The 26,166-nt window shown below is 58.2% G+C and carries 25 protein-coding genes; 5 read left to right on the forward strand and 20 right to left on the reverse strand.

Annotation, left to right across the window (positions count from 1 at the left end):
• Positions 1–16: 16 nt before the first annotated feature.
• Genes G502_RS0102535 through G502_RS0102555 form a run of 5 tightly spaced genes read right to left on the reverse strand, consistent with a single transcriptional unit; the run spans position 17 to position 4,381 of the window.
• Positions 17–361, reverse strand: coding sequence for a DUF6867 family protein (locus G502_RS0102535; RefSeq protein WP_022727089.1), 345 nt, complete (start codon positions 359–361; stop codon positions 17–19).
• Positions 362–372: 11 nt separating this feature from the next.
• Positions 373–1,083, reverse strand: a complete 711-nt coding sequence (locus G502_RS0102540) for an ABC transporter ATP-binding protein (RefSeq protein ID WP_022727090.1) — start codon at positions 1,081–1,083, stop codon at positions 373–375.
• Positions 1,083–1,949, reverse strand: coding sequence for an ABC transporter ATP-binding protein (locus G502_RS0102545; RefSeq protein WP_022727091.1), 867 nt, complete (start codon positions 1,947–1,949; stop codon positions 1,083–1,085). The genes G502_RS0102540 and G502_RS0102545 overlap by 1 nt, the downstream gene beginning before the upstream one ends.
• On the reverse strand, positions 1,946–3,457 hold the full coding sequence (gene livM, locus G502_RS0102550) for a high-affinity branched-chain amino acid ABC transporter permease LivM (RefSeq protein ID WP_022727092.1): 1,512 nt from the start codon (positions 3,455–3,457) through the stop codon (positions 1,946–1,948). The genes G502_RS0102545 and livM overlap by 4 nt, the downstream gene beginning before the upstream one ends.
• A 3-nt stretch (positions 3,458–3,460) precedes the next feature.
• Positions 3,461–4,381, reverse strand: a complete 921-nt coding sequence (locus tag G502_RS0102555) for an ABC transporter permease subunit (protein WP_022727093.1) — start codon at positions 4,379–4,381, stop codon at positions 3,461–3,463.
• Between the two features lie 495 nt (positions 4,382–4,876).
• On the opposite strand from G502_RS0102555, the gene G502_RS0102560 reads away from it, so the two are divergent.
• On the forward strand, positions 4,877–6,100 hold the full coding sequence (locus tag G502_RS0102560) for an acyl-CoA dehydrogenase (RefSeq protein ID WP_022727094.1): 1,224 nt from the start codon (positions 4,877–4,879) through the stop codon (positions 6,098–6,100).
• 20 nt (positions 6,101–6,120) lie between these two features.
• Positions 6,121–7,014, forward strand: coding sequence for an ATP-binding protein (locus tag G502_RS0102565; RefSeq protein ID WP_022727095.1), 894 nt, complete (start codon positions 6,121–6,123; stop codon positions 7,012–7,014).
• A gap of 5 nt (positions 7,015–7,019) precedes the next feature.
• Here the strand turns inward: G502_RS0102565 and G502_RS21260 are convergent, their stop codons facing one another.
• From G502_RS21260 to G502_RS0102635, 13 genes are all read right to left on the reverse strand, one after another.
• The gene (locus G502_RS21260) at positions 7,020–7,790 is read right to left on the reverse strand and encodes a M23 family metallopeptidase (protein WP_162140937.1); all 771 of its coding nucleotides are present in this window, start codon (positions 7,788–7,790) and stop codon (positions 7,020–7,022) included.
• 269 nt (positions 7,791–8,059) lie between these two features.
• Positions 8,060–8,719, reverse strand: a complete 660-nt coding sequence (locus G502_RS0102575) for a protein-L-isoaspartate(D-aspartate) O-methyltransferase (RefSeq protein ID WP_022727097.1) — start codon at positions 8,717–8,719, stop codon at positions 8,060–8,062.
• The gene (gene surE / locus G502_RS0102580) at positions 8,700–9,491 is read right to left on the reverse strand and encodes a 5'/3'-nucleotidase SurE (protein ID WP_022727098.1); all 792 of its coding nucleotides are present in this window, start codon (positions 9,489–9,491) and stop codon (positions 8,700–8,702) included. Before surE ends, G502_RS0102575 begins: the two co-directional genes overlap by 20 nt.
• 136 nt (positions 9,492–9,627) lie before the next feature.
• Positions 9,628–10,425 (reverse strand): twin-arginine translocase subunit TatC, encoded by a 798-nt coding sequence (gene tatC / locus G502_RS0102585; protein WP_022727099.1) that lies wholly within the window; start codon positions 10,423–10,425, stop codon positions 9,628–9,630.
• Positions 10,426–10,427: 2 nt separating this feature from the next.
• The gene (gene tatB, locus G502_RS21860; protein ID WP_081649653.1) at positions 10,428–11,282 is read right to left on the reverse strand and encodes a Sec-independent protein translocase protein TatB; all 855 of its coding nucleotides are present in this window, start codon (positions 11,280–11,282) and stop codon (positions 10,428–10,430) included.
• A gap of 59 nt (positions 11,283–11,341) precedes the next feature.
• Positions 11,342–11,617, reverse strand: a complete 276-nt coding sequence (locus G502_RS0102600; RefSeq protein WP_040487573.1) for a twin-arginine translocase TatA/TatE family subunit — start codon at positions 11,615–11,617, stop codon at positions 11,342–11,344.
• 115 nt (positions 11,618–11,732) lie between these two features.
• Positions 11,733–12,803 carry an ABC transporter ATP-binding protein gene (locus G502_RS0102605; RefSeq protein WP_022727103.1) on the reverse strand — a complete coding sequence of 357 codons (1,071 nt, stop codon included), beginning with the start codon at positions 12,801–12,803 and terminating at the stop codon, positions 11,733–11,735.
• An 89-nt stretch (positions 12,804–12,892) separates the two neighbouring features.
• Positions 12,893–13,663: an SMC-Scp complex subunit ScpB gene (gene scpB, locus G502_RS18335; protein WP_022727104.1), complete on the reverse strand. Its 771-nt coding sequence runs from the start codon at positions 13,661–13,663 to the stop codon at positions 12,893–12,895.
• A 4-nt stretch (positions 13,664–13,667) separates the two neighbouring features.
• Positions 13,668–14,480: a segregation and condensation protein A gene (locus G502_RS18340; RefSeq protein WP_022727105.1), complete on the reverse strand. Its 813-nt coding sequence runs from the start codon at positions 14,478–14,480 to the stop codon at positions 13,668–13,670.
• On the reverse strand, positions 14,477–15,505 hold the full coding sequence (gene nagZ / locus G502_RS0102620; protein ID WP_022727106.1) for a beta-N-acetylhexosaminidase: 1,029 nt from the start codon (positions 15,503–15,505) through the stop codon (positions 14,477–14,479). The genes G502_RS18340 and nagZ overlap by 4 nt, the downstream gene beginning before the upstream one ends.
• Positions 15,502–16,458 carry an SPOR domain-containing protein gene (locus tag G502_RS0102625; protein WP_022727107.1) on the reverse strand — a complete coding sequence of 319 codons (957 nt, stop codon included), beginning with the start codon at positions 16,456–16,458 and terminating at the stop codon, positions 15,502–15,504. Before G502_RS0102625 ends, nagZ begins: the two co-directional genes overlap by 4 nt.
• Positions 16,458–18,212: an arginine--tRNA ligase gene (gene argS, locus G502_RS0102630; protein WP_026988994.1), complete on the reverse strand. Its 1,755-nt coding sequence runs from the start codon at positions 18,210–18,212 to the stop codon at positions 16,458–16,460. Before argS ends, G502_RS0102625 begins: the two co-directional genes overlap by 1 nt.
• Positions 18,213–18,223: 11 nt before the next feature.
• Positions 18,224–19,387, reverse strand: coding sequence for a deoxyguanosinetriphosphate triphosphohydrolase (locus G502_RS0102635; protein ID WP_022727109.1), 1,164 nt, complete (start codon positions 19,385–19,387; stop codon positions 18,224–18,226).
• Positions 19,388–19,507: 120 nt separating this feature from the next.
• On the opposite strand from G502_RS0102635, the gene erpA reads away from it, so the two are divergent.
• The 3 genes from erpA to G502_RS18345 all read left to right on the forward strand — a co-directional run bounded on the left by erpA (position 19,508) and on the right by G502_RS18345 (position 21,512).
• On the forward strand, positions 19,508–19,876 hold the full coding sequence (erpA, locus tag G502_RS0102640) for an iron-sulfur cluster insertion protein ErpA (RefSeq protein ID WP_022727110.1): 369 nt from the start codon (positions 19,508–19,510) through the stop codon (positions 19,874–19,876).
• A gap of 93 nt (positions 19,877–19,969) precedes the next feature.
• Positions 19,970–20,749: an exodeoxyribonuclease III gene (locus G502_RS0102645; RefSeq protein WP_022727111.1), complete on the forward strand. Its 780-nt coding sequence runs from the start codon at positions 19,970–19,972 to the stop codon at positions 20,747–20,749.
• A 28-nt stretch (positions 20,750–20,777) separates the two neighbouring features.
• Positions 20,778–21,512 carry a rhomboid family intramembrane serine protease gene (locus G502_RS18345; RefSeq protein ID WP_022727112.1) on the forward strand — a complete coding sequence of 245 codons (735 nt, stop codon included), beginning with the start codon at positions 20,778–20,780 and terminating at the stop codon, positions 21,510–21,512.
• 85 nt (positions 21,513–21,597) lie between these two features.
• Here the strand turns inward: G502_RS18345 and ilvD are convergent, their stop codons facing one another.
• Both ilvD and G502_RS0102660 read right to left on the reverse strand, forming a co-directional pair.
• Positions 21,598–23,334, reverse strand: a complete 1,737-nt coding sequence (gene ilvD / locus G502_RS0102655; protein ID WP_022727113.1) for a dihydroxy-acid dehydratase — start codon at positions 23,332–23,334, stop codon at positions 21,598–21,600.
• Between the two features lie 127 nt (positions 23,335–23,461).
• Positions 23,462–26,149, reverse strand: a complete 2,688-nt coding sequence (locus G502_RS0102660) for a valine--tRNA ligase (protein ID WP_022727114.1) — start codon at positions 26,147–26,149, stop codon at positions 23,462–23,464.
• Positions 26,150–26,166: the final 17 nt, after the last annotated feature.

Consider the following 26,166-nt stretch of genomic DNA (forward strand, 5'->3'; position numbering starts at 1 on the left):
TACCCACCTCTTGAATTCAGCCCTCTTTCTCTCTCCAACTCAATATGCCGGGTCTTTCATAGATCCAGGGATACTGATTGATCATCTTCCGAACCTGAGTCACACGATAGGAAAACAGCATGATGCCGATCAGGATCAGTGAATTCACGAGATATCCGATTGGGTGTAGCAGAACCCCTTCGAAAAGCGCATAGGTCAGGAAGCGATCCGCAAACCCCAGCAAGAAACCATATGGCAAAGCCTGCCAGGACGGCAGCCAGTTGTTCGCAAGTGCTTGCCCGGACAGATAGGACAACCCTCCAAAGAGGATCAGCGTCAATCCGACAAAAACGGCAGGCTGTGTTCCGAGAAATTCGTACATTCGAGTCCTCCTCAATGCCCGCCTTCGAGATAGGCTGAACGTACCTCTGGATTGACCAGAAGTTCCTGCCCGGTGCCACTCATGGTGATGTTGCCATTGACCATCACATACCCGCGATGCGCCAGTTTGAGGGCATGAAAGGCATTCTGCTCCACCAGGAAGACGGTCACCTTGTCATCCTGGTTGATCTGCTTGATGACTTCGAAAATCTGTTTCACCACCATGGGCGCAAGGCCCAGCGAAGGCTCATCCAACAATAGCATGCGCGGTTCGCTCATAAGGGCGCGTCCGACCGCCAGCATCTGCTGTTCTCCACCGGACAAAGTCCCCCCACGCTGGTTGCGGCGTTCCTTTAGCCGCGGGAAGAGTTCGAAGACGCGACTTACATTGCGTTCGAAGCGATCCTCGGTATTGCGGATCGCGCCCATCTGGAGATTCTCGTACACGGTCATGCGCGAGAAAATGCGACGCCCCTCCGGCGATTGCGCTATACCCAACTGCACAATCTCATGGGTCGGCATCTTCGTGATGTCCCTGCCTTCGAAGAGGACCTTTCCCCAACGCGCACGCGGTGACCCGCAGATGGTCATGAGCAGTGTCGATTTGCCAGCACCGTTCGAGCCGATCAGCGTGCTGATCTCGCCTGTTTCAACCTCCAGACTGACTCCTTTCAGGGCTTCGATTGCGCCGTAGAAGGTGTGAACGCCTGAAATGCTCAGCATCAATTCTCCTCCTTCGCGGCTGCCTCAACATCCTGCTTGATGACTTCGGGCAAGTCCTCGGTGTCCTCCTCTCCCAAGTAAGCCTTGATGACTTCGGGATCGTTGCGCACGGCCTCCGGCTCGCCATCCGCAATCTTTCGGCCGTAATCCAGGACAACTACATGATCCGATATGCGCATCACCACGCTCATGTCGTGCTCGATCAACAGGATCCCGATACCAATCTCCTCTCGGATATCGAGCAGCAGGTCATTCAAGGCCGCGGATTCTCGAGGATTCAGGCCGGCTGCAGGTTCATCCAGGCAAAGAAGCGCCGGTTCCGTACACATCGCGCGCGCGATTTCCAACCTGCGCTGGTCTCCATACGGAAGGTTGCCCGCCTCGTAATCGGCCCTGGCCGTAAGGTTGATCCGGTCCAACCAGAAGCGGGCCAGATCGACTGCGGATTGCTCCACAACCTTGTAGTTCGGCAAACCCAGCAAGCCCGCAAGTGTAAAGGCTGATGCCTTCTGGAGTTTGTTGTGCTGCGCAACCAGCAGATTTTCCAGGACCGTCATTCGGGAGAAAAGCCGGATGTTCTGGAAGGTCCGTGCGACCCGGGCATGCTTGGTAATGTCATGGCCCGGCATGCGCTCCAGAAGATAATCCTCGTTGTCACGTGTCAGCTTGAGACAGCCAACCGTAGGCTTGTAGAAACCCGTCAGGCAGTTGAATAGCGTCGTTTTTCCGGCCCCGTTTGGACCAATGATGGCCGTGATTTCGCGATTGTTGGCAGCAAAGGAGACATCATCAATGGCGACAAGACCCCCGAACCGCATGGTGAGATGCTGAACCTCGAGCAAAGGCGTTTTCTGCAGTGCACTCATCGTGTTGCCTCCGCCGCTTTCTGCTCCGCTTCAATCCTGTCCTCACCGGGCCCCTTCCTGCCATGGAGCAGGATGGAGGGATCACGATGCGCAAGCAGCCCACGTGGGCGCCACAACATGATCAGGACCATGCCAGCACCAAACGCCAGCATGCGGTACTGCTCAAGTTCACGGAAAACCTCTGGCAAGCCGATGAGGAGAATCGTGGCAATGACCACACCCAACTGGCTTCCCATTCCCCCCAGGACCACGATTGCCAGGATGATGGCGGATTCCAGGAAAGTGAAGCTTTCAGGACTGATAAAGCCCTGGCGTGTGGCAAAGAACGATCCTGCAAAGCCGCCGAAGGCCGCGGATATCGTGAAGGCGGCAAGTTTGATGTTGGTTCGATTGATCCCCAGTGACTGGCTGGCGATATCATCCTCGCGCAAGGCCTCCCACGCCCGACCCAAAGGCAGCTTTCTCAGCCGCAGGGATACCATGTTGACTAGCAAGGCAAGCGCCAGAATGAGGAAATAGAGGAAGATCAGACGGTGCATGGGATCAAAGTCGATGCCGAATAGCTCGGCAAAGGTGACCCCGTCCCGAGAGGCCGGTAGAAATTCCGCAAGGCCAAAGAAACTTGGACGCGGAATGCCGCCAATGCCATCGGGCCCTCCCGTGAACTGGTACCAGTTCAGCAGGATGATTCGAACGATCTCGCCAAACCCCAGAGTAACGATGGCGAAGTAATCTCCGCGCAGACGCAGAACCGGGAAACCCAGCAGGTATCCTCCGAGCGCGGCCAGCACACCTGCCAGGGGCAGGCAAACCCAGAAGCTGAGATCGAAGGACACGGCCAGCAAAGCATAGGAATAAGCGCCTATGGCATAGAAAGCCACATATCCCAGATCCAACAAACCAGCCAGGCCGACAATGATGTTCAGACCCCAACCCAGCATGATGTACATCAGAAGCAACGTGGCAATATCGATGTACTGCCTGTCCATGAAGGGAAGAAACGGCAGGATGATGGCGAAGACCACCAGGATAGGACCGATGAAGCGCGAAAGCTCCTGGAAACGAGCAGCTGCCCTGTCCATGGCGCGATCTCTCTCGCGCATGTCGATGCCGGGGCGGTGCCGGATCAGGGTAACTACCGCCATGAGGGCAATGAGCAGTCCGCCCACCATGCACATGGTTTCCAGGAAAAGGCTCGGAAACGGCAGGACAAAAGACAGGCCAAAGGCGGCAAGGCTGGCAATCAGAACGAACAAAGCGCGCCGATACCGCAACATGATGTAGCCGAAGCGCCCGAGCGTCAGCATCACGATCGCATAGACCACATCCGTGAAGCGCGGAATTATGATCAGCTCGCCGCCCCGATCGGCTGTCTGCATACCGACGAGGACAAAAGTCAGGCCAAAAGCCACCAAAGCCGTGAAGAACAGCTCACGTCCGATGGCCTGCCAATCGAGAGCAGGTCGGCCATTATCTTCCGAAGCGGAAACTTGGGTTTCGACTGCCATGGGTCAGACCTTCTCGATTTCGGGTTTTCCAAGGAAGCCGCTGGGCCGGAATATTAGCACCAGGATGAGGATCGAGAAGGCGGCAACATCCTTGTACTCGACAGAGAAATAGGCTGACCAAAGCGCCTCGATCAAGCCTATGGCGAGACCGCCCAGCATGGCTCCGGCAATCGAACCAATGCCACCGAGCACAGCTGCGGTGAAGGCCTTTAGCCCTGCAAGAAACCCTATGTAGAAGTCGATAACGCCGTAGTAGAGCGTAACCATCACACCGGCGACCGCTGCCAAAGCAGCCCCCATGACAAATGCCAGTGAAATGGTGCGATCAACGTTCACACCAACAAGGGCTGCCATCAGCTTGTCCTGCTCACAGGCGCGCTGCATGCGGCCCAAAGCCGTCTTGGTGATGAGCAGGGTGAAGGCCGCCATCAGAACGACAGTCAGCAGGATGATGATGATCTGCATGTAGCTCATGCCAACGGTGAACCCACCTACTCCACCGTCCATGAGTTCTATGCCCCCGCTTATCATGGGCTGCATGGGCTTGACCCGCGCCCCCTGAAGAAGCTGCACGTAGTTTTGCAGAAAGATGGACATACCCAGGGCGGAAATGAGCGGAGCCAGTCGTTGGGATCCACGCAATGGGCGGTAGGCTATCCGTTCCACCGTCCAGCCATAGACAGAGGTGAAGACGATTGCCATCACCAAGACCAACAGCAAAGCCAAGGGTATCCATGTTATCCCCAGGATGGCCATGATGATGAAGCCAATGATCCCGACAAAGGCGCCGATCATGTAGATATCGCCATGCGCGAAATTGATCATGCCGATGATGCCATAGACCATCGTATAACCGATTGCGATCAAGCCGTAGATCGATCCGAGCGTCAGCCCGTTGATCAACTGCTGTACAAAATATTCCATGTTGTGAATGCCCCCTGCCCTCACCTTTCTGGCGAGGTGAGTCGTTTTTTATGAGGTCTTGCTTACCCTGAAGTAGGAAAAGCCGATTTTTCGATCTGATGCAAGAAAAAAAGCTGCAAAAGAAATGGATGGCAGAATGATTACCGCATAATACCAAAACTGGCAGTCATAAGTCCCTTGTTTCAATTTTTTACGTAGACTTCTCTAGGAGATATTAGATGAGGAATCCTGATGATAGCGGGATTCGCAAAAGCATCATATATAAAATATTCAGTGACAGTTATTTCATTTTCATTATTAACACACTGAGTTCAAATGAAGTTTTTCGATTTCCTGGCGTGGTAGGGCTATTTGCCCCTGCGCACTTCAGGCGCCATCGCCAATCGCATTGGTCAGATGTGGCTGAACACACGCCTGGACAGATGTGGGGCTTTCGGTCCCCATTCTTCCGGGATATGTTAGCGCCCAAACCTGCAGTATCAGCTGGAGTAGACGATGAGCACAGCACAGGATGCCTCCGCTGGGGGCAAACCTTCCACCGACAAGGCCCGTTTCGTCTGGGAAGACCCATTTCTTCTGGATGAACAACTCACTGAAGACGAACGCATGGTTCACGATGCGGCTCGACAATACTGCCGCGACAACCTCATGCCGCGAGTGCTCGAAGCAAATCGCAACGAGAACTTCGACCGCGACATCATGAAGGAAATGGGTGAACTGGGCTTCCTTGGAGCGACCTTGCCCGAGGAATATGGCTGTGCCGGGGTCAATTATGTCAGCTACGGGCTGATCGCCCGCGAAGTCGAACGCGTGGACAGCGGGTATCGCTCCGCCATGTCCGTTCAGTCGTCTCTGGTCATGCACCCCATCAATGCCTACGGAAGCGAAGAGCAGAAGAAGAAGTATCTTCCGAAGCTTGCCAGTGGCGAATGGGTCGGCTGTTTCGGTTTGACCGAGCCGGATGCAGGGTCTGACCCTGCCTCGATGCGTACCGTAGCCCGAAAGGTCGATGGCGGTTACCAGTTGAAGGGCAGCAAGACCTGGATCACGAATTCGCCGATCGCCGATGTCTTTGTCGTCTGGGCCAAGAGTGACCCTGACGACAAGATCAGGGGCTTCATCCTGGAAAAGGGAATGAAAGGACTGTCCGCCCCCAAGATCGAGGGCAAGTTCAGTCTCAGAGCCTCGATCACAGGCGAAATCGTCATGGAGGATGTCTTCGTTCCCGAAGAAAACCTCATGCCGAACGTAAGTGGACTCAAGGGGCCTTTCGGATGCCTTAACCGCGCACGCTATGGCATTGCCTGGGGGGCCATGGGCGCCGCCGAGTTCTGCTGGCATGCCGCCCGTGACTACACCCTGGAACGTAAGATGTTCAACAAACCACTGGCCGCAACTCAGTTGATTCAGAAGAAACTGGCGGACATGCAGACGGAAATTGCATTGGGGCTTCAATCCGCTCTGCGCGTTGGCCGCATGATTGATGAAGGCAAACTGATGCCCGAAGCCATATCGCTTATCAAGCGCAACTCCTGTGGCAAGGCTCTGGATATCGCACGGATGTCGCGTGACATGCATGGCGGAAATGGCGTGTCCGATGAATATCACGTGATACGCCACGTCATGAATCTCGAGGCCGTGAACACCTATGAGGGTACGCACGATATTCACGCCCTGATACTCGGCCGCGCACAAACGGGCCTACAGGCCTTTGGATGAAGCCAGGGCAGCACACAGGAATGAATGTCCCCTCACCCGGAACCGAGCAAGGCGCCGCCTTGACAGAGCAATTGCAACGAATAGCAGACGCGCTTGAGCGATTGGCCCCTGCAAGAGACAGTGCTCTGGATGTGTACAGTGCCGATGCTTTCGTCTGGATGCCGGACAGCAGAACGCTGCAACCCATCGACAAGGTCAATCGCGTAGAGCTCGAATTGTTGGAAGGTATAGAACAGCAGAAGGCCAGCCTGCTCGACAATACGCGACGATTTGCCAAGGGGCTGCCCGCAAACAATGCGCTGCTCTGGGGGGCCCGGGGCACCGGGAAATCATCCCTGACCAAGGCGGTTCATGAAAAAATCAACCGGGAAACCGACAGCGAAGGCTTCGACAAGCTGGCCCTTGTGGAAATTCACCGAGAGGATATTCCCAGTCTGCCCGGCTTGCTTGCCCTACTACGAGATCAGGACAGACGGTTCCTCCTGTTCTGCGACGACCTGTCGTTCGAAGAGGAGGACACGAGCTACAAGTCGCTGAAGGCTGTCCTTGAAGGCGGCATCGAGGGGCGGCCCGAGAATGTGCTGTTCTACGCAACCTCGAATCGACGTCACATCCTTTCCAGGGACATGATCGAGAACGAGCGCTCAACTTCCATCATGCCCTCCGAGGCTGTTGAAGAGAAAGTCAGCCTGTCGGACCGTTTCGGTTTGTGGCTGGGTTTTCATAACTGTGATCAGGACACCTATCTGGCGATGGTCCGTGGCTATGCCCGCCACTTCGGCCTGGAGATTGACGATGAGGATCTGAAACGCGCCGCAGTGGAATGGTCGGTAACACGCGGCGCAAGATCAGGTCGTGTGGCATGGCAGTTCATACAGGAATTGGCGGGACGTCTTGGTCAAAGACTGAACTGAACAATTTACTCGTCCAGAAGTTCAAGCGGGTCCATGGCGCGCGTACCCTTGCGGATCTCGAAGTGAAGCTGTGGCCTGGAGACACTTCCGGAATTGCCAACTTCGGCAATGGGCTGGCCACGCTTGACTTCCGCGCCGCGTCCAACCAGCAGGCGACTGTTATGGCCATAGGCCGTCACCCATCCGTCGTGGTGACGCACCAGAAGCAGATTCCCGAATCCACGTAATTCATTACCTGCGTAGGCGACAACACCATTCTCGCTGGCATGGACCACCGTGCCCTCTGATGCAGCAATATTGATGCCGTCATTGTGCCGGCCATCCCCCTGGGCACCGTAGCGAGACAGAATTTCACCCTTCAAAGGCCATGAAAAACCTTGACCGGTCAAAGCAGGCGGGTCCGAGATTGGCCCAGTCTCTGCCGCCACCGGAATGTCGCTGCTGTCCGGTTGGCTCATATCAGGCGCTTCACTCTCGGAGCGCGCCAGCTCGTCTTCCCTTTCACTCGTATCGGGGGATGCTTCATCAGCCTCCCTATCCAAGGATGATGCCTGTTCTTCCGTGACTTCTTCCTGCGTTTCCACCTGCTGCTGGCGCTCCAGCTGTCGTGGCCTTTCGGGCAGGCGCAATCTTTGTCCCGGCGAAAGCTGGTAGGGCGGTTCCAACTCGTTCAGGTCCACCAACTCCGTCAGCCGCGTTTCCGTCTCATTCGAGATACTGAACAGGGTGTCGCCTTCCTGCACCTCATAGAAACTACCATCGACAGCCTCTGACACCTGCACTTGCTTTGATTCCTGCACCGGGTCTGACGACGGAGTAAGTTCACTCACCTCTATATTGGACGCCGAAGGTTCGGACTGGGAAACCGTCGAGGCCTGCGACGGTGTGGGGAGGCTCCCCGGCTTTGGAGGTTGCAGGCGCGGCGGGAAGGGAGGCGTGCCCAGCTGTGTTACGGGAGGCTCGGACAGGGAGCAGGCCATTAGCGAACCTGCAAGAAGGCCGCAGGTGACGAAAGTTCGATAGCTGTGCCTGATCGATCGTTCCTTCATCCGGTTCGACGCTGCCCCTTGCCAGAGTTTTCATCGGACACCAGGGGAACGAAACGCACGATCCCCAACTCCTTGCGTTCAATCGCTTCGCCAACGCGCTTGATGCGAACCAACTCCTGTGTTCTTCCCTGTCCGCCTACAGGTAGAATCATGATTCCCTCATCGCCCAACTGATCCAGCAGCGGCTCCGGCGGAAATTCCGCCGCACAGGTTACAATGATTCTGTCGAATTTTCTCGTTTCTGGCCACCCGCGGCTGCCATCACCCAAACGGGTCATGACATTGTGAAGGCGCAATTCGGAAATCCTGGCTGCTGCCTCATCCAGTAGACTGCGATGGCGCTCGATGGTGTAAACACGCCGTGCCAAGTTTGCGAGCACGCAAGCCTGATAGCCAGAGCCCGTTCCGATCTCGAGAACGGTGTGCCGTTTCGTTACTTCAAGCGCTTGTGTCATGAGCGCAACGACTTCGGGCTGGCTCAAGGTTTGTCCCTGGCCAATGGGAAGAGCGATGTTCTCGTAAGCTTGGTCACGAAAACTGGATGGCACAAAGTTCTCGCGCGGCACGCGCTCAATGGCTGACAGCACGGCGGTATCGTTGATGCCAGCCTTGCGCAGCTGCATGAGCAGCCGAATCTTACGTGCGGCCAGGCTCACCAAAAACCTCCGAGAGCTGTGCCAGGGATTCCTCGTGTGTCAGATTCTGATGGAGGGGTGTGATGGTTATCGCACCTTCGCGAATTCCTGCCAGGTCCGTACCCTGCTCCTGAGAGTGATCCGGCCCGAAATCGCCAATCCAAAGATAGGGGCGACCTGCCGGATCCTGCCCTTCAACCAGCCCGACCATGACATCCCGTCGCCCCTGGCGTCCAATGCGAATCCCATTCACACCCTCCACCGGAAGGGCCGGAAAGTTCACGTTGAAAAGCAGGTCCGGACTCCATGAGAGCTGACCCAGTTGCTCAATGATGCCGGGCGCAAAATGCTCCGCCATCTCGAAGTTTGCCGGGTTGTCATCTTTCCTCAGTTGACTGAATGCGATGGCCTTGATGCCCAGAAGCGCCCCCTCCATCGCAGCGGCCACCGTACCGGAATAACCGACATCCTCGGCAAGGTTGCCACCGTGATTGATACCGGAAAGTACCAGTCCTGGTTTCCTGTCCTTCAGGACGGAATTGACGGCAACCAGCACGCAATCCGTGGGAGTGCCATCGACGGCAAATCGGCGTTCGCCGAAACGGCGAACCCTGAGTGGGCGTCGTGTGGTCAGGGAGTGACTGGCTGCGGACTGTTCCGTTTCCGGGGCAACGGCCCAGACATCATCGCTGAGGGTATGTGCAATTCTTTCCAGAGCATGCAATCCGGGCGCATGGATGCCGTCATCATTGGTGACAAGTATGCGTGTGGATCGCAAGGAATCAGTGGTCATGGTTTTCCCCAGCTCATCAGACAGGCGAAGCGAATCCCTCGCCGCTCAAGGCTTATAGAGAATAGGCGATGAGACGTCCATGGACCAGCCGGTTGCTGCCGGACCGGGCGCCCCACCACTCTACTTCAGGCTCGACCTAGAGTTCGTCTTCTTCTTCCTGCTCGCGCCGCGCCTTCCTGCGCTCGACCAGACGTGCCAGGTAAATGGAAACTTCATAAAGCGCCACGATCGGAATTGCGAGACTGAGCTGGCTGAGCGGGTCCGGTGGCGTAAAGATAGCCGCAACGATGAAGACGCCAACGATCGCGTATTTGCGTTTTGCCGCCATTCCATCGGCCGTGGCAAGACCGACACGCGCCAGAAGTGTCATGAGAACCGGCAATTGGAAGCAGAGTCCGAAGGCGAAAATCAGCTTCATGGTCAAGGAAAGGTATTCACCTACCTTCGCTTCCAGCTCGATCGGAACGGTTCCATTGCCGCCACTGGTTTCAAACTGCAGGAAGAATTCCCAGGCAAAGGGCAGAATGATGTAATAAACCAGTGCTGCGCCCGTGAAAAAGAGAACGGGAGAAGCGACCAGGAAGGGACCCAGCGCCAGTTTCTCGTTCTTGTACAGTCCGGGAGCAACGAACAGCCATATCTGGGTCAGGAACAGCGGACAGGTCAGGAAGACCGCAAAGAAGAAGGCAACCTTAACATAGGTGAAGAAGACTTCCGTCAGGTCCGTGAAGATCATACGGGCCAGACGATCGTCACCTCGCTCAAGAAGGAGCGTCGCCAAGGGCTGCGCAAGGTAATTATAGAGCTGCTCTGCAAAGAAAAAACAGATTACGAACACAACCAACAGGCCTGCGGCCGAGAGCAGCAAACGCTTTCGCAGCTCGATCAGATGATCGAGCAAGGGCATCTTTTCTTCGTCGACAGTCTCAGCCACGATTACGCCTGTGTGTCAGATTGTTTCTTGTTTGAAGCCGCTGTGCTCTTGCCGGAACTGCTGGATGACTTGCTGCTGGATGCAGCCTTCCCTCCCCCGGTATTCGTCTTCCTGGTGGAGGAAGAGCGCGCGGCTGTATTTTTCGTCGCCTGGGTCGAGGCCTGGTTCGAACTCTTGCTAGCTGTGCCTTTCCGGGCTGTGCTTTTCTGGCTCGAATTGCTTCCGGATTTGGCTGTATTCGATGGCTTGCCGCTAGCCTTGGAGGACGATGTCTTCGGGCTTGAGGCTGCCTTGCTCTGAGTCCCCTTGGTTGTGGCAGCGGATGTCTTTGCCGCTCCCCCCTTCGCGGTCGCTGCAGTCGAAGACGTCTTGGTTCCAGCCTTGCTCCCTGACTTTTCTTCTTCAGCCTTCCCGTCCTCTGCCTTGTTGGACGAGGCTTTCAGTTCAGGCGAGGCTTCCTCGGATTCTGCAGTGCTCTTCTGGCCGCTCCGGCCTTTGCCTGTGGATTGGCTGGTCGAAGAAGATTTCGTGGACGATGACTTCGTATCCGTTGATTGACGCGCCGTTCGATCGACGTCGCTCAATTCCTTGTTCAATTCTCCGTCGGGATCGATGGATTCCTCCACCATGCCCTTTAGCTTGCCCTTGCGAACGGATTCGATGGACTTCCTGGCTTCCTGAAGCTCGGAATCGCGCACGATCTCATCGAGTCCCGATTGGAACTCGCGCCCCATCGCACGCACCTTGCGCATCATGCGGCCTAAGCCTTGCAAGGCGCGTGGCAGGTCTTTCGGGCCGAGTATGATCAGCGCCAGAAAGACGACAAGAGCCATTTCACTCCAGCCGAAATCGAGCATGGGGACTGTCCTAGAGGGCCGTTGCCGGCGTCTGTGTCATCCGGGCCATGGAGCCCGGCTCAGCCGTTGGCGGCTTTCTGTTTCTTGTCTTCGTCGACCTTTTCGCTCTGCGCGGTCGAGGTTTCATCTCGGTTCAAGGCCGGCTTCTCACCGTCGTCTTCCTCTTCACCTTCGGACTTGTCCTCTTCCTTCATCCCGCGCTTGAACTGCGTGATGCCGCTGCCAAGGTCCTTCATGAGCTTGGGAATCTTGCCGCCACCGCCGAAAAGGATCAGCACGACAGCCAATACGATCAGCCAGTGCCATATGCTGAACGAACCTGTGAAAGCAACCAAGATAATGTCTTCTGTCGGGATCGCACCCATAAGGGGTCTCCTGCTAATTCAACTTAAACCTCTGTTCGCCGAACTATCGCAAAAAGCTGTGCGCCCCGCAACGTATGTCCTGCAATCAGTTCAAATCTGAATCGGGAAAAACGAAGGTTTGATTGAAATCCAGGTCCAGGCTGAAGGTTTCCCCTTCCGCCGGAAGAAAGCGTCCGGGCACACGCGCATGGAGATGCAGGGCTTCCTGCCCATTGTCGGCAACGGACAGATGCACCAGACTGCTGCGCCCAAGCAGCTTCGAAGTGATCACGCGTGCGGGACTGCGTCCCGATCCGGCATGCGCACCCGGCGGAATCAGCTTGATGGCTTCCGGCCGGATAAGAATCTGCACCCCCTGCCCGTCCTTCAGGTTCTTTGCCTCCAGACGGCCGAGGGCCGTGTCGATCGCTCCATCGTGCGCCACACCCGTTAGCTGGTTCGTGTCATTGAGAAAGGAAGCGGCAAAGGCAGAAACTGGATTGTAGTAAAGGTCGACCGGGCGATCCGTCTGGACCAACTGCCCCTGATTCATCAGGGCAATCCGGTCCGACATGAACATCGCCTCCTCAGGGTCATGGGTGACCATCAAAGTGGCCGCCCCTGATTGCTTCAGGATATGCAGCGTCTGGTCCCTCACTTCATTCCGCAGGCGCATGTCCAGGCCGGAGAATGGCTCGTCAAGCAGGACAACGGCGGGTTTCGGCGCCAAGGCCCGTGCCAGGGCTATGCGCTGCTGCTGCCCACCCGAAAGGGTATGCGGATAGGCACTGCCGTAATTCTCCATGGAAACCTGCTGAAGCGCCTGCTTGACCAGCTTCTCGCGCACTTCGCGAGGCTGTCCCTTCAGCCCGAAGGCCACGTTCTCCGCAACACTCAGGTGGGGAAAAAGGGCAAAATCCTGGAATACCAGCCCAACGTGGCGCTCCTCCGGGGACACATCGATCTTGCCGTCGGCAACGATTTCACCTGCCATGACGATACGCCCCTGTTGCAGGCGCTCAAGACCGGCTGCTAGCCGCAACATCGTGGTCTTCCCGCAACCCGATGGGCCCAGAAGACAGACCAGTTCACCGCGATCGACAGTCAGGCTGACATCATCGACCGCCGTCACCTGGCCGAAGCGGTGGCGTACGGATTCGAAGGCAAGGGCTTCCATCTAGGTCATCAACAGTTAGTGGAGAGGTTCATTCAGAACCTATGCGGCCAGACAGGGCAAGACAATCCATAGCAAGAGCACACCTGAATTCAGCTCCTGTCCTCACCCTCCGCTTCGGACTCCGCTTCATCCTCATCTTCCCAGGGTTTGACCGATGTCCGGGTCTCGCCGCTGTCGGATTCATTTCTGGAAAATTCGTCCTGGATAAGGGAGTGGAGTTCATCTTCATCCAGGCTGTCTTCTTCCTTGCCGTCGTCTGTGGCGCTGTCCTCCTGCCCGGCATCGGCCCCCAGCAACCCTCTTTCGCCCAGGGCCGTTATGGCCGGCCGGGTATCCAGCAAGCCGGCCGCCTTGAGTTCTTCCACACCCGGCAGAAGCGACAGGCTTTCCAACCCGAAATGGTCCAGGAAGGCTTCTGTCGTTCCCCATGTCAAAGGTCGCCCAGGGGTGCGCCGACGCCCCCTCGGCTTGATCCACGCGGACTCCAGCAAGGTGTCCAGGGTTCCCTTCGAAAGGCTGACACCGCGGATTTCCTCGATCTCGGCACGCGTGACGGGCTGGTGGTAGGCAATGATAGCCAGGGTATCCACAGCCGCCTTGGATAGCTTTTTGTGGGTTGTCTTTTCACGTCGAAGATAGGGACCCAGATCGGCGGCTGTTCGGAAAGCCCAGGCATTGTTGACCTGCTCAAGTACGACGCCCCGATTGGCATACTGTGCCTGCAACGTCTGAAGCAGTGCTGCCAGATCGATATCTTCGGGAAAATAGATCGCCAGTTGCTTCTCGGTCAGGGGTTCTGCTGACGCGAAGAGGGTAGCCTCCAGCAATCTCAATGCCTTGAAATTCTGATCTTCATACATTGAATCAACTGTCTTCAATGCTCTCGGTTGTGTCGCATGCGCGCAAGTAGATGGGGCCGAAAGTTCCGTCCTGACGTATCTCCAACTGACCCGACTTGCAAAGCTCCAGACTGGCCACAAAGGTGCTGGCCACGGCCGAACGGCGAGAGAGGCCATCCTGCAAATCGTAAGGCAGGAAGTTCATCAAGGTGTGCCAGCCCGGCATTTTCCCCACCAGCCCGGAAAGCCGCTTGATGGCGTTTTCGACCGAATAGAGATTGAGCGAGAGCACGCGTAGCGACGACGGCGCCGTATTCCGCGCGCGCATGGTCCCATAGGCCTGCAACAGGTCATACAGGCTGACGTCATATACTACGCGCTGTTCAGGAGACAGGTCTTCAGGCATACCCCGGCACCAACGCAATTGCCCCAGCTGCGGCCGACCCAAAAGCTCCGCGCCCGCAGTCTGCATCGCCTCCAGGCGCTGCAGCTGGTATCTCAGGGCCGCCGCCATTTCGGGTCCGGTTGGCTGCTCCTCTCCGTCTTCGGGTTCGGGAAGCAGAAGGCGGGACTTCAGATAGGCCAGCCAAGCCGCCATGACCAGATAATCTGCCGCCAGTTCAAGGCGTAGCTGGCGAGCCGCCCGGATGAACTCAAGATACTGCTCGGCCAATGCCAGGATGGAAATGCGAGTCAAGTCGACCTTCTGCTCGCGCGACAGCTGCAGCAGAACGTCAATCGGCCCTTCGAAGCCTTCCAGGTCCAGGCGCAGTCGCTCCCCGTCCTGAAGGTTCGTTGCCTCGTTCCTATCGTCCTCGGCAAATTCCTGGCCGGTCAAGACAGGAGTTCCTCCAATTCCTCCACGGCATCCCGGAATGCTAACCCGTCACCTCGAGGAAGTTGAAAACTTTTTTCCAAGCGCTCCAACGCCGCGGCTGTCATCGGGCCGGCCGCGGCCGCCACAGCTTGCATTTCCTTTGAATCGCCGTTGCAATGCAAGACGACATCACAGCCTGCGGCCAGGGCCTTGGTTGTACGGGCGGCAAAATCCCCTTCCAGCGCCTTCATGGAGATATCGTCGGACAGCAACAGCCCGTCAAAGCCGATCGCCTCGCGAATGACGTCCTGAATCATGCGCGGCGAGGTCGTTGCCGGATTCACGTCATCGATAGCCTCATAGACCACATGGGCTGTCATCGCCCAGGGCAACCAGGCCAGATTCCGGAACGGCCGGAAATCTGAAGAGTCCAGCTGCTCAAGCGTGGCTGTCACTCTGGGCAGACTCTCATGACTGTCCACCAATGCACGCCCATGCCCGGGGATATGTTTGGCCACGGGCAAGATGCCGCCGGCAAGAAGGCCACGGGAGACAGCCTCACCCAGCACCGTTACCTGCTCGACATCTGCCCCGAAGGAACGGTCTCCAATAATGTCGTGGGCACCGGCAAAGCGCAGATCCAGACAGGGAAGGCAATCAACCGAAATGCCGAGTTCGGAAAGTTCATGAGCGATCGTGTAGCCATGCAGCCAGGCCGCCCGGCCGGCTTTCTCCGGTGACTGCTCCCAAAGCAGCCCAAAGGGCTCTGCCGGTGGAAGTTGGCGCCACTGGGGTGGCTTCAGGCGCTGCACACGCCCGCCCTCCTGGTCGATCAGCACAGGCGCGGACTGGCGGCCGACCGTCGCCCGCAGGTCTTCGACGAGACCATGAACCTGGTCCGGAGACTCGATGTTCCGTGCAAACAGAATGAAGCCCAGTGGGTCCACTTCTTCGAAAAATCGGCGTTCCTCATGAGTGAGCCGGGGCCCCTCACAGCCGAAAATGATGGCACGTGGCGCCGCAAAGTCTTTCATCTCATCGATCATTGCGGACTTCTGACGAGGCAGGCCTGATCCCTTGACTTGAGATCCTCGCACAGCGTTTCCGCCGCCTGCTCGTCCGAAAACGGCCCAGCCTGGATGCGATAGTAAACCCCCTGCTCCCCCAGTTCGGCTCGCTCGATATTCAGCGACAGCGACCCCAACAGGGCTTCATGCTTGGCTTGCAGTCTCTGCCACTCGGCCTCTGCCGCCTCGGTGGAGCGCACGGCCGCCAGCTGGATACGGAAACCCTGGGCAACGGACTGACTGCTGACGGAAGGCTCTTGTGTTGCATCCTCCTCGGTTGCAGCTTCCTCCGCTCCCGCCTCAACGTCCTCAACGTCCTCAGCGGCTTCTTCGGAAGAGGCCGTCTCGCCTTCACCTTCTACCGAAGCCTCAGTCAGATCCTCAGGCGTCTCACCTGTATCCGAGGATTCTGCTTCACCAGCTTCCTCGGAAGCCGCACTTGTTTCCTCTGTTTCTGTTTCCTCGGCAGTGGTCTGCTGCAGTTCCTCTTCCCCCGCTGCATCCAATTCGGCCGTCGCTTCTTCCGTCGGCTCTTGGGACGCTTCAGTCTCTTCGCGTTCAACCGGCTCTTCAGGGGGTGGCAGCAGGCGCTCCACCTCCTGTCCCTCACCCTGACCGTTTCCGGGATTCAGGACCAGAGTATCCTGATAGGGCACTTCCATGCCGCCAGGATTCTCGGGGCGCTCCTTTTCCGGTCCTTCCGGCGCCTCGACTATGGGAATGGCTTCGGAAGCACCATCACTGCGCCCCCAGGAATAGGCATACCAGACAATACCCGCAAAAAGCAGAAAGCCGAGGACGGCGATAACAGCAGGAATCAGGCGACGTGGGCCTCGTCCATCGCCTTTCTTCTTGCGCGTCGTCCGCTGCTCCCCCTGAAGCTCTCCCGGAGAGGCTTCATCATTCCAGGAAAAGCGGGGATCATAGGTCATCAACGCATCTCCTCGACAGGGCGCACCCCAAAGATCTTGAGGCCGGACGCAATGACCAGCGCCACGGCCTGCAGCATGGCCAGGCGCGCCTGGGTCAGTTCCGGATCGGCTGGCAGAAGAAAGCGCAATTCCTCATTGTCCTTGCCTTTCGTCCAGAGGCCATGGAAATCCGATGCAAGATCGTTCAAGTAAAAAGCGATCCTGTGCGGTTCATAAGCCTGTGCCGAAGCTTCCACGAGGCGCGGCCAGTTTGCCAATCTTTTAATCACGGCCAATTCCGCGGAGTCGGTCAAGCGATGCAGGGGTGCGTCCGACAATTGACTCAAGCCTTGACCGAGTGAAGGCAGCTCCCTTTCCGCATGACGCAGCACCGAACGTATGCGCGCATGCGCATACTGTACGTAGAACACGGGATTGTCCTTGGACTCCTCCATCACTCGCGCCAGGTCAAAGTCCAGAGGCGCGTCGTTCTTGCGGGTCAGCATGATGAAGCGCAGGACATCCTTGCCCACTTCATCCACAACTTCACGCAATGTGATAAAGTTGCCGGACCGCTTGGACATCTTGATCTCTTCGCCATCACGGGTCAGCTTCACCAGTTGGCAGAGGATGATGTGCAATGCCGTGCTGTCATCCGTCAGGGCCTTGATGGCCGCCTTCATCCGCTTGACGTAACCGCCGTGATCGGCCCCCAGAACGTCGATCAGGGTATTGCTCCCCCTGTTCGCTTTGTCCAGGTGATAGGCCATGTCATTGGCGAAATAGGTCCAGGAGCCGTCAGACTTCAGGATCGGCCGGTCCACGTCGTCGCCGAAATCGGTTGCCCGGAACAAGGTCTGTGGCCTGGGTTCCCAATCCTCGGGCTTCTTGCCCTTGGGCGGCTCCAGAACGCCGGTGTAGAGCAGGTCCTTCTCCTTCAAGCGGTCCACTACGGCCTGAACCGCACCGTCTTCGACCAGTTCCTTCTCTGAACGGATGACATCATGTTCGATGCCAACGGCCTTCAGATCTTCACGGATCAGGGCCATCATGTGATCGACGGCAAAACTGCGAACTGGACCCAGCCATTCGGACTCCGCGCATTCAGCCCATTTCCGGCCATCACGCTCAACCAGGGCCTGGCCCACATCACGGAGATAGGCACCAGGATACATGCCTTCCGGAATCTCTCCGATCTCCTCGCCCAGGGCTTCGCGATAGCGCAGATGGACGGAACGGGCCAGGGTATCCACCTGCCCGCCGGCATCGTTTACGTAGTACTCCCGGGTCACCCTGTGTCCGGTTTTCTGAAGCAGCGACGCCAGGGCATCACCGACCACGGCACCGCGGGCATGTCCTACGGTCAAGGGGCCTGTCGGATTGGCCGAGACATACTCCACGTTCACGGACTGCCCTTCGCCGATCCGTGAGGCTCCGTAGGCTTCTCCTGTGGCCAGGATCGCCGAGAGCACTGAATGCCAGTAGGCATCGGTCAGTCGCAGATTGATGAAGCCAGGTCCCGCGATCTCGACGGCTTCCACGCCCTCAAGTCCTCGCAGTCTATCGGCAATCATGTCCGCCAGTTCACGCGGCTTCTGGCCAGCCTGCTTGGCGAGAACCATGGCTGCATTGGTCGAGAGATCCCCGTGGTCCGGGTCGCGCGGTGGTTCCACGGTCACACGTGTCAGGTCCAGGCTGGACGGCAGTGAACCTTCCTTGCCGAGCGATTCGATCGATGTACGAAGACTGCCCTCGAATGTACTGAAGATATTCATCTTTTCTTTGATCAAAGCCGAATGTAGGGATTGAAGAGTGTCTCGTGGGATTCCAGTGCGTAGCGATCCGTCATACCGGCAACATAATCCGCGACGATCCGTGCCCTTTGGCTCTGGGAAGCAGAGATGTCAAGCTTGCTTTGCCAGTCGTGAGGCAGGCAATTGGGCTCGTCCAGGTAGACCTGGAACAGCTGCTTCAGGACGCGCCGCGCCTTCGAGGTAATGCGATTCACCTGGTAATGACGATACATGCGCTGAAACAGGAAGCTGCGCAGCGTCTCGATGTCCTTGCGCATCTGCTCGGAGAAGGCGACCAGCGGACCTGATTGGGCTCTCACCGCATCGGCGCTGTCCGGCGCATGGTCTTCCAGGCGCCTTTTGGTTTCCTGCAGCAGATCATTGACCATGGCGTCGATCAGGCGACGGATGACCTCATGCACAAGGCGCCCTTCGTCGATCCGTGGATGGGACTCTCGCACCTGATGGAACAGGCGTCCCAGCATGGGAAGATCCAGCAGTTCATCAATCGTGAACAGCTGGGCGCGCAGCCCATCGGCCAGATCGTGATTCACATAGGCAATATCATCCGCCAGGGCGGCAACCTGGGCCTCCATGCTGGCATGACTGTCCAGTTCCAGGTCGAACTCCCGGCAGAAAGTCTTCAAGCTGTCACGGGGATTTGTGACGGGACCATTGTGCTTGGCCACCCCTTCCAGCGTTTCCCAGGTCAGGTTCAAACCGTCGAACGCTGCATAGCGTTCCTCGAGCAAGGTCAGGATGCGAAAGGTTTGTTCGTTGTGATCGAAACCACCATGGCCTTCCATCGACTCTTTCAGGGCATCCTCGCCTGCATGCCCAAAGGGCGTATGTCCAAGATCATGCGCCAGGGCCACTGCCTCGGCCAGATCCTCGTTGAGCTGCAATTGACGACTGATGGAACGGGCGATCTGGGCCACTTCGACGGAGTGGGTAAGACGGGTTCTGTAGTAGTCGCCTTCATGGTAGACGAAAACCTGGGTCTTGTATTGCAGCTTGCGGAACGCCCCGGAATGGATAATCCGGTCTCGGTCCCGTTGAAACACGGAGCGTGTGCGGCTTTCCTCTTCAGGTAGCCTGCGGCCGCGCGTTCGATTCGGAACGCACGCATAGGACGCGAAAGTGGCAGGATTCATCATGATAGTAACCAGACTACGGATGCTGGTGTGGACAGACAATTGCGACTTTAGGCGTGCCTCCCTTTAATCACAAAGCATTCTGGATTACATCTAGGAGAACAGATTCAAGAGGACGTGATCATGACGGCCATTACCGAAACGCCAGAAACGCTTGAGCCGCAGGACGGCCTTGTCCTGAGCGAGAGTGCCGCCAGGCGCATCAACACCCTGGCAGAGGCCGAGGAAACACCGAACATGATGCTGCGCATCACCGTCTCTGGCGGCGGGTGCAGCGGCTTTCAGTATTCCTTTGCCTTCGACGACAAGGTGAATGAAGACGACCGTCTCTTCGAACGTGATGGTGCCAAGGTGGTCGTCGATTCCATTTCACTGGAGCTTCTGGAAGGCTCGCAGGTGGATTTCATCGAAGATTTGATTGGTTCCTACTTTGCCATCAACAATCCCAATGCCAGCTCTTCCTGCGGCTGTGGCACCAGCTTCTCGATCTGAGGGCCACTCCTGCCGGCACAGAGCGTTCCAGGCTGAACAATGGCGGCATCGGTGCTATAACGCCGGTGCCGTTTTCAGATTCGAAGGATTGTCATGGTCAAGCTTGCCGCCTGGAACGTGAACTCCATCAAGGCCCGCCTTCCCAATGTACTGGCATGGCTGGACGAGGTGGCCCCCGATGTCCTGCTGTTGCAGGAACTGAAATGCCAGGACGAGAACTTTCCGCGCATGGAGCTCGAGGAGAAAGGGTACCACTGCCTTGTGCGTGGACAGAAAAGCTATAACGGTGTTGCCATCCTTTCCCGAGAGGAAATCCAGGATCCGCTATACGAACTGCCCGGCGATGACGGCAACGACGGCCAGGCGCGCTATCTGGAAGCCACCACCTTTGGCCTGCGCGTAGCGTCCATATATCTTCCGAACGGCAATCCCCTGGGCGGCGAGAAGTTCACCTACAAACTGAAGTGGATGCAGCGCCTGCTCGATCATGCCAGAGGGCTGCTTGAAAGCGAACACCCGGTCGTCCTGGGCGGAGACTACAACGTGATACCCGAAGAACGGGATTGCTACGATGTCGAAGCTTGGCGGCACGACGCCCTTTTCCAACCGGAAAGCCGGGCAGCTCTGCGCAGAATTCTCTATAGCGGCTATACCGATGGATACCGCGCCCTGTATCCGGCCGAGTCCCGTGCCTTCACCTACTGGGATTACCAGAAAGGTGCCTGGGACAACGACCACGGCATCCGTATCGATCACCTTCTGCTCTCGCCACAAGCCGCCGACCGACTGGAAGACTGTGGCATAGACCGGACTCCCAGAGGTCGGGAAAAGGCTTCGGACCACACACCGATCTGGTGCGAAGTGGCGGCCTGAACCGCTACGGACAAGCGGGCATAGCGCCATGGCCTTCCTGCCCTTGATGGACAACAATCCGCGGCGCTCCCTGCGTTACCCTTGGGTGACCTGGGGGCTGATTGTCCTGTGCGTTTACATCTTTTTCGAACAGACTGCCGGGGGCAGCCATCGCTATCTCTCGATCATTCATGGATTCGGATTCATACCGGCGCTGCTGAGCGGCACGGCCTCGTTGCCGCCCGAACTTGAGCAGCTGCCCCCCTTCCTGACCCTCATCAGCTACCAGTTCCTGCACGGCAGCTTCATGCATCTGCTGGGCAACATGCTGTTCCTCTTCGTTTTCGGGGACAACATCGAGGACTCCATGGGGCACCTGCGCTTCCTGGCCTTCTACCTGATCTGTGGAATCACGGCCGGGCTGGTGCATTACCTGCTCAATGCGGAAGCCACGGTGCCCACAATCGGCGCCAGTGGCGCCGTTTCAGGTGTGCTGGGCGCCTACCTTCTGCTCCACCCACGTTCGAAGATACTGGTGCCTGTGATCATCATCCCGCTGTTCATTCCTGCCTGGATCCTGCTGATCGTCTGGTTCGTCATGCAGGTCATGGGCGCAACGGGCGGAGATGGTTATCAGGGCGTTGCCTGGTGGGCTCATATCGGCGGCTTTGTTACGGGCCTGCTGTTGGTCATTCCCTTTCGCTACAAGACCGTGCAGCTGTTCGATGGGCGCCCACCGCCCCAGGGCGTTCGATTGCGGCGTCAGAAAAAGCGCCGCAAGTAACGGTCTGCCTTCCGAACGCCAAGAAAAAGGGCGGACAGAAACCCGTCTGCCCGCCCTTCGTATTGGGTAATATGAAAACCTGCCTTCAGATATCCGCGTAGCAATGCGTCTCCGCCTTGCCTCCGGGATGGGTCACAGCCCCCTTCTCAGCCGAGCCGACCGTCTGTGCATACTTCCAGAGCGCGCCTGAATTATAGTCGGTACCGCGCGGCTGCCACTTCTTGCGGCGGGCTTCCATCTCCTCCTCGGACAGCTCCACGTCCAGGATACCCTCCACCGCATCGATGACGATGATATCGCCATCTTCCAACAGACCGATGGGACCGCCGACAGCGGCTTCCGGACCGACATGGCCAATGCAGAAACCGCGAGTCGCGCCGGAGAAGCGCCCATCGGTGATCAGGGCAACACTGTCGCCCCTGCCCTGGCCGTAGATGGCGGCCGTGGTGGACAGCATCTCTCGCATGCCGGGACCACCCTTTGGCCCTTCGTAACGGATGACAATCACATCGCCTTCGTTGTACTCGCGGCGCTGCACGGCCTCGAAGGCCTGCTCCTCGCTGTCGAAACAGCGGGCTGTTCCGCGGAACCTCTGATTCTTCATGCCGGCCACCTTCACGATGGCGCCTTCGGGGGCCAGGGTTCCGCGAAGTCCCACGACTCCACCGGTCTTGGTGATCGGGTTGCTGACCGGCCGGATGACATCCTGGTCCTTCGGGAATTCAATCTCCTCAAGGTTTTCCGCCATGGTCTTGCCTGTCACGGTCAAGCAGTCTCCATGCAGATAACCGCCTTCCAGCATGGCCTTCATCAGGACCGGCACGCCACCGATCTCGAAGAGATCCTTGGCCACGTAGCGGCCACCAGGCTTCAGGTCAGCGATGTAGGGCGTCTCCTTGAAGATGCGCGCGACCTCGTGCAGGTCGAAATCGATTCCCGCTTCATGTGCCATGGCCGGTAGGTGCAGGGCCGCGTTCGTGGATCCACCTGATGCCGCAACGATCCGTGCCGCATTCTCCAGCGACTTGCGCGTGACGATATCGCGCGGCCGTATGTTGTCCGCCAACAGGCGCATCACGGCCTCACCGCTGGCCTCGGCATAGGCATCGCGGCTTTCGTATGGGGCCGGTGCACCGGCCGAGCCCGGCAGGGCCAGCCCGATGGCTTCCGAGACGCAAGCCATCGTGTTGGCCGTAAACTGACCGCCGCAGGAACCTGCGGACGGACAGGCCACGCATTCGAGTTCGTGCAGGTCTTCATCCGGCAGGTTCCCGGCCTGGTGCGCGCCGACCGCCTCGAAGACGTCCTGAACCGTCACGTCCTTGCCCTTGTACCGGCCGGGCAGGATCGAGCCGCCGTACATGAAGACACCCGGCACGTTCATGCGCAGCAGGGCCATCATCATTCCGGGAAGCGACTTGTCGCAGCCCGCAAGTCCGACCAGCGCGTCATAGCAGTGCCCCCGCATGGTCAATTCGACGGAGTCGGCGATCACGTCGCGGCTGACCAGAGAGGACTTCATGCCCTGGTGCCCCATCGCGATTCCGTCGGTGACGGTGATGGTCGTGAATTCGCGCGGTGTGCCGCCTTCCGTATCCACGCCCTTCTTGACCACCTGGGCCTGGCGGGAGAGCGCAATATTGCAGGGTGCCGCTTCGTTCCAGCAGGTCGCCACGCCCACGAAGGGCTGCTGTACCTGCTCTTCCGTCAAGCCCATCGCATAGTAATAGGATCGATGGGGCGCCTTGCCCGGGCCCACCGAAACGTGACGGCTTGGCAGGCGAGACTTGTCGTACTTCTTGTTGGGCGAGTCGAGAGGCATGGTCAGTCTCCTGATGGCGTGCATTTCTGGCGCAGGAAGCGCAAATATTTTCCGATCTCAGCCTAGCGAATGCGGGCGGCAGGCTCCATGGCCTTTTTGACGCGGCGAACAGTTGTGCAGGCGGAGTCTATAGGCTTGCCAGACGCTCCAGGCTTCCAGCCAGCTTGTCACGGCTCTGGGCGATCTGCGCGCGACGCTGCCGCTGTTCCTCGACCACGGCCGCCGGGGCCTTCTCGAGGAATTGTGCGTTGCTCAACTTGCCGTCCAGCTTGGCAATCTCCTTCGAGAGCTTGTCCAGCTCGCGCTCCAGGCGCTGGCGCTCTTCGGTGATGTCGATAACGTTGCCCAGGGGAATTCCCATGGTGGCCTCTTCCATGACGAAGGTGGCCGCATCAGAGGGCAGGTCGTTGACAGCTATCTCCAGGGACTCGACGCGTGCCAAACGCTTCAGCAGGTCGGCATGGCGTTCCAGTCGTGTCCCTGTTTCCGCCGCGGCATCCTTGACCACCAGGGAAACATGGCTGCCAGCGGGTACGTTCATTTCCCCGCGCAGGGCCCGAATTTCCGAGATCAGCGCGATCAGCCACTCCATTTCGCTTACGGCCGAGGGTGCGCGCAAGTCCTGACGATCCTCAGGCAACTGGGCGGTGATCAACAACCCCTCGCCTCCGAAACGGCTCCAGAGCTCTTCCGTGACGAAGGGCGCAAAGGGATGCAGAAGCCGCAGCAGAGCATTCATGGTCCAGGCCATGGTGGCGCGCGTCTCTGCCGTTGTCTCGACATTCTCGAGCTGGGGCTTGGCGAACTCGATGTACCAGTCGCAGAAACTGTGCCAGATGAAGTGATAGAGACGACCTGCCGCTTCATCCAGGCGATAGTTTTCAAGCGCCGTGTCGATATCGGAACGCAGCTGGCAAACCTCGCTGACGATCCAGCGGTTGAGCGCCGTGCTGTTGTTGGCGGGATCGTAACCAGCAGGCAGTTCAGCCTGGTTCATCAGGCAGAAGCGTGCCGCGTTCCAAAGCTTGGTGATGAAGTTGCGATAGCCTTCCACGCGTGAGGGATCGAGTTTCACATCGCGGCCCGGAACGGCCAGTGCGGCCAGCGTGAAACGCAGGGAATCGCTGCCGTAATTGTCGATCATCTCCAGCGGATCGATGATGTTGCCCTTCGACTTGGACATCTTCTGGCCATGCTGGTCACGGACCAGGGCATGGATATAGATATCGCGGAAAGGTACGTCCTCCATGAAGTGCTGGCCCATCATCATCATGCGGGCGACCCAGAAGAAGATGATGTCGAATCCGGTGACCAGAACATCACCCGGGTAATAGCGCGCCAGGTCACGCTGCACTTCAGGCGTATCCTCGGGCCAACCCAGGGTCGAGAAAGGCCAGAGGGCCGAGCTGAACCAGGTGTCCAGCACATCCTCGTCGGCCACCAGTTCCACATGCTCGCCGTAGTGCGCCTGCGCTGCCGCGCGGGCCGCATCAACGGTCTCCTCGACGAAGATATGGCCATCCGGCCCGTACCAGGCCGGAATCTGATGTCCCCACCAGATCTGGCGCGAGATGCACCAAGGCTGGATGTTGCGCATCCATTCGAAGAAGGTGTTTTCCCACTGCTTGGGCACGAAGCGCATGCGCCCGTCCCGCACTGCCTCCACACAGGGCGCGGCAAGCGTCTTGGCGTCACAGAACCACTGGTCGGTCAGCCAGGGCTCGATGGCCACGCCGGAGCGATCCCCATGGGGGACGGTGTGGCGATGGTCATCCACCTTGTCCAGCAGGCCCTCGGCCTCCAGATCCGCAACGACACGCTTCCTGGCCTCGTAGCGGTCCAGGCCGCGATAGGCTTCCGGTACGTTGTCGTTCAGGCAGGCATCCCGGTCCAGGATGTTGATGACCTCCAGGTCATGTCGCCGCCCGACCTCGAAGTCGTTGAAGTCATGCGCAGGCGTCATCTTCACCGCACCGGTCCCGGTCTCGGGATCGGCATAATCGTCGGCGACGATGGGCAGACGCCGGCCCACGAGCGGCAGAATGCAGTGCTTGCCGACCAGATCGCCATAGCGTTCGTCTTCGGGATGAACCGCCACGCCACTGTCGCCCAGCATGGTTTCCGGGCGCGTTGTGGCAACGATCAGATAGCGCCCCTCTTCGCCTTCCACAGGATAGCGGAAGTGCCAGAGGTGGCCGTCGACCTCTTCCTGCTGCACCTCAAGGTCAGAGATTGCGGTGTGCAGCTTGGGATCCCAGTTCACCAGGCGCTGATCACGATAGATCAGCCCTTCGCGGTAGAGTGAGACGAAAACCCGGCGCACGGCCTCCGAAAGGCCGTCATCCATGGTGAAGCGTTCGCGCGACCAGTCGGCCGAGGCGCCTAAACGCGTCAGCTGTTGCGTTATGCTGCCGCCCGACTGGGCCTTCCACTCCCAGACCTTCTCAAGAAACTTCTCACGCCCAAGGTCGTGGCGGGTCAAGCCTTCGGCGGCCAGATTGCGCTCCACGACCATCTGGGTGGCAATGCCGGCATGATCCGACCCGGGCTGCCAAAGCGCGTCACGGCCGATCATGCGATGATAGCGGATCAGGATATCCTGGATGGTAAATGTCAGCGCATGGCCCATGTGCAGGCTGCCCGTCACATTGGGCGGCGGCATCATGATCACATAGGGCTTCCCGTCGGAATCCGGGTTGCAGCGGAAAGCGCCGCTATTGCGCCAAGCCTGGTATTGGCGCGCCTCAACCTCGGACGGACGGTATGTCTTTTCCAGTTCGTCGGGTTTCGAAGTTGTCTCTGATTGTTCAGCCATTTTTCTTCTGGACAGCG

The organism is Fodinicurvata sediminis DSM 21159 (genome assembly GCF_000420625.1).
Classification (GTDB): Bacteria; Pseudomonadota; Alphaproteobacteria; order Kiloniellales; family DSM-21159; genus Fodinicurvata; species Fodinicurvata sediminis.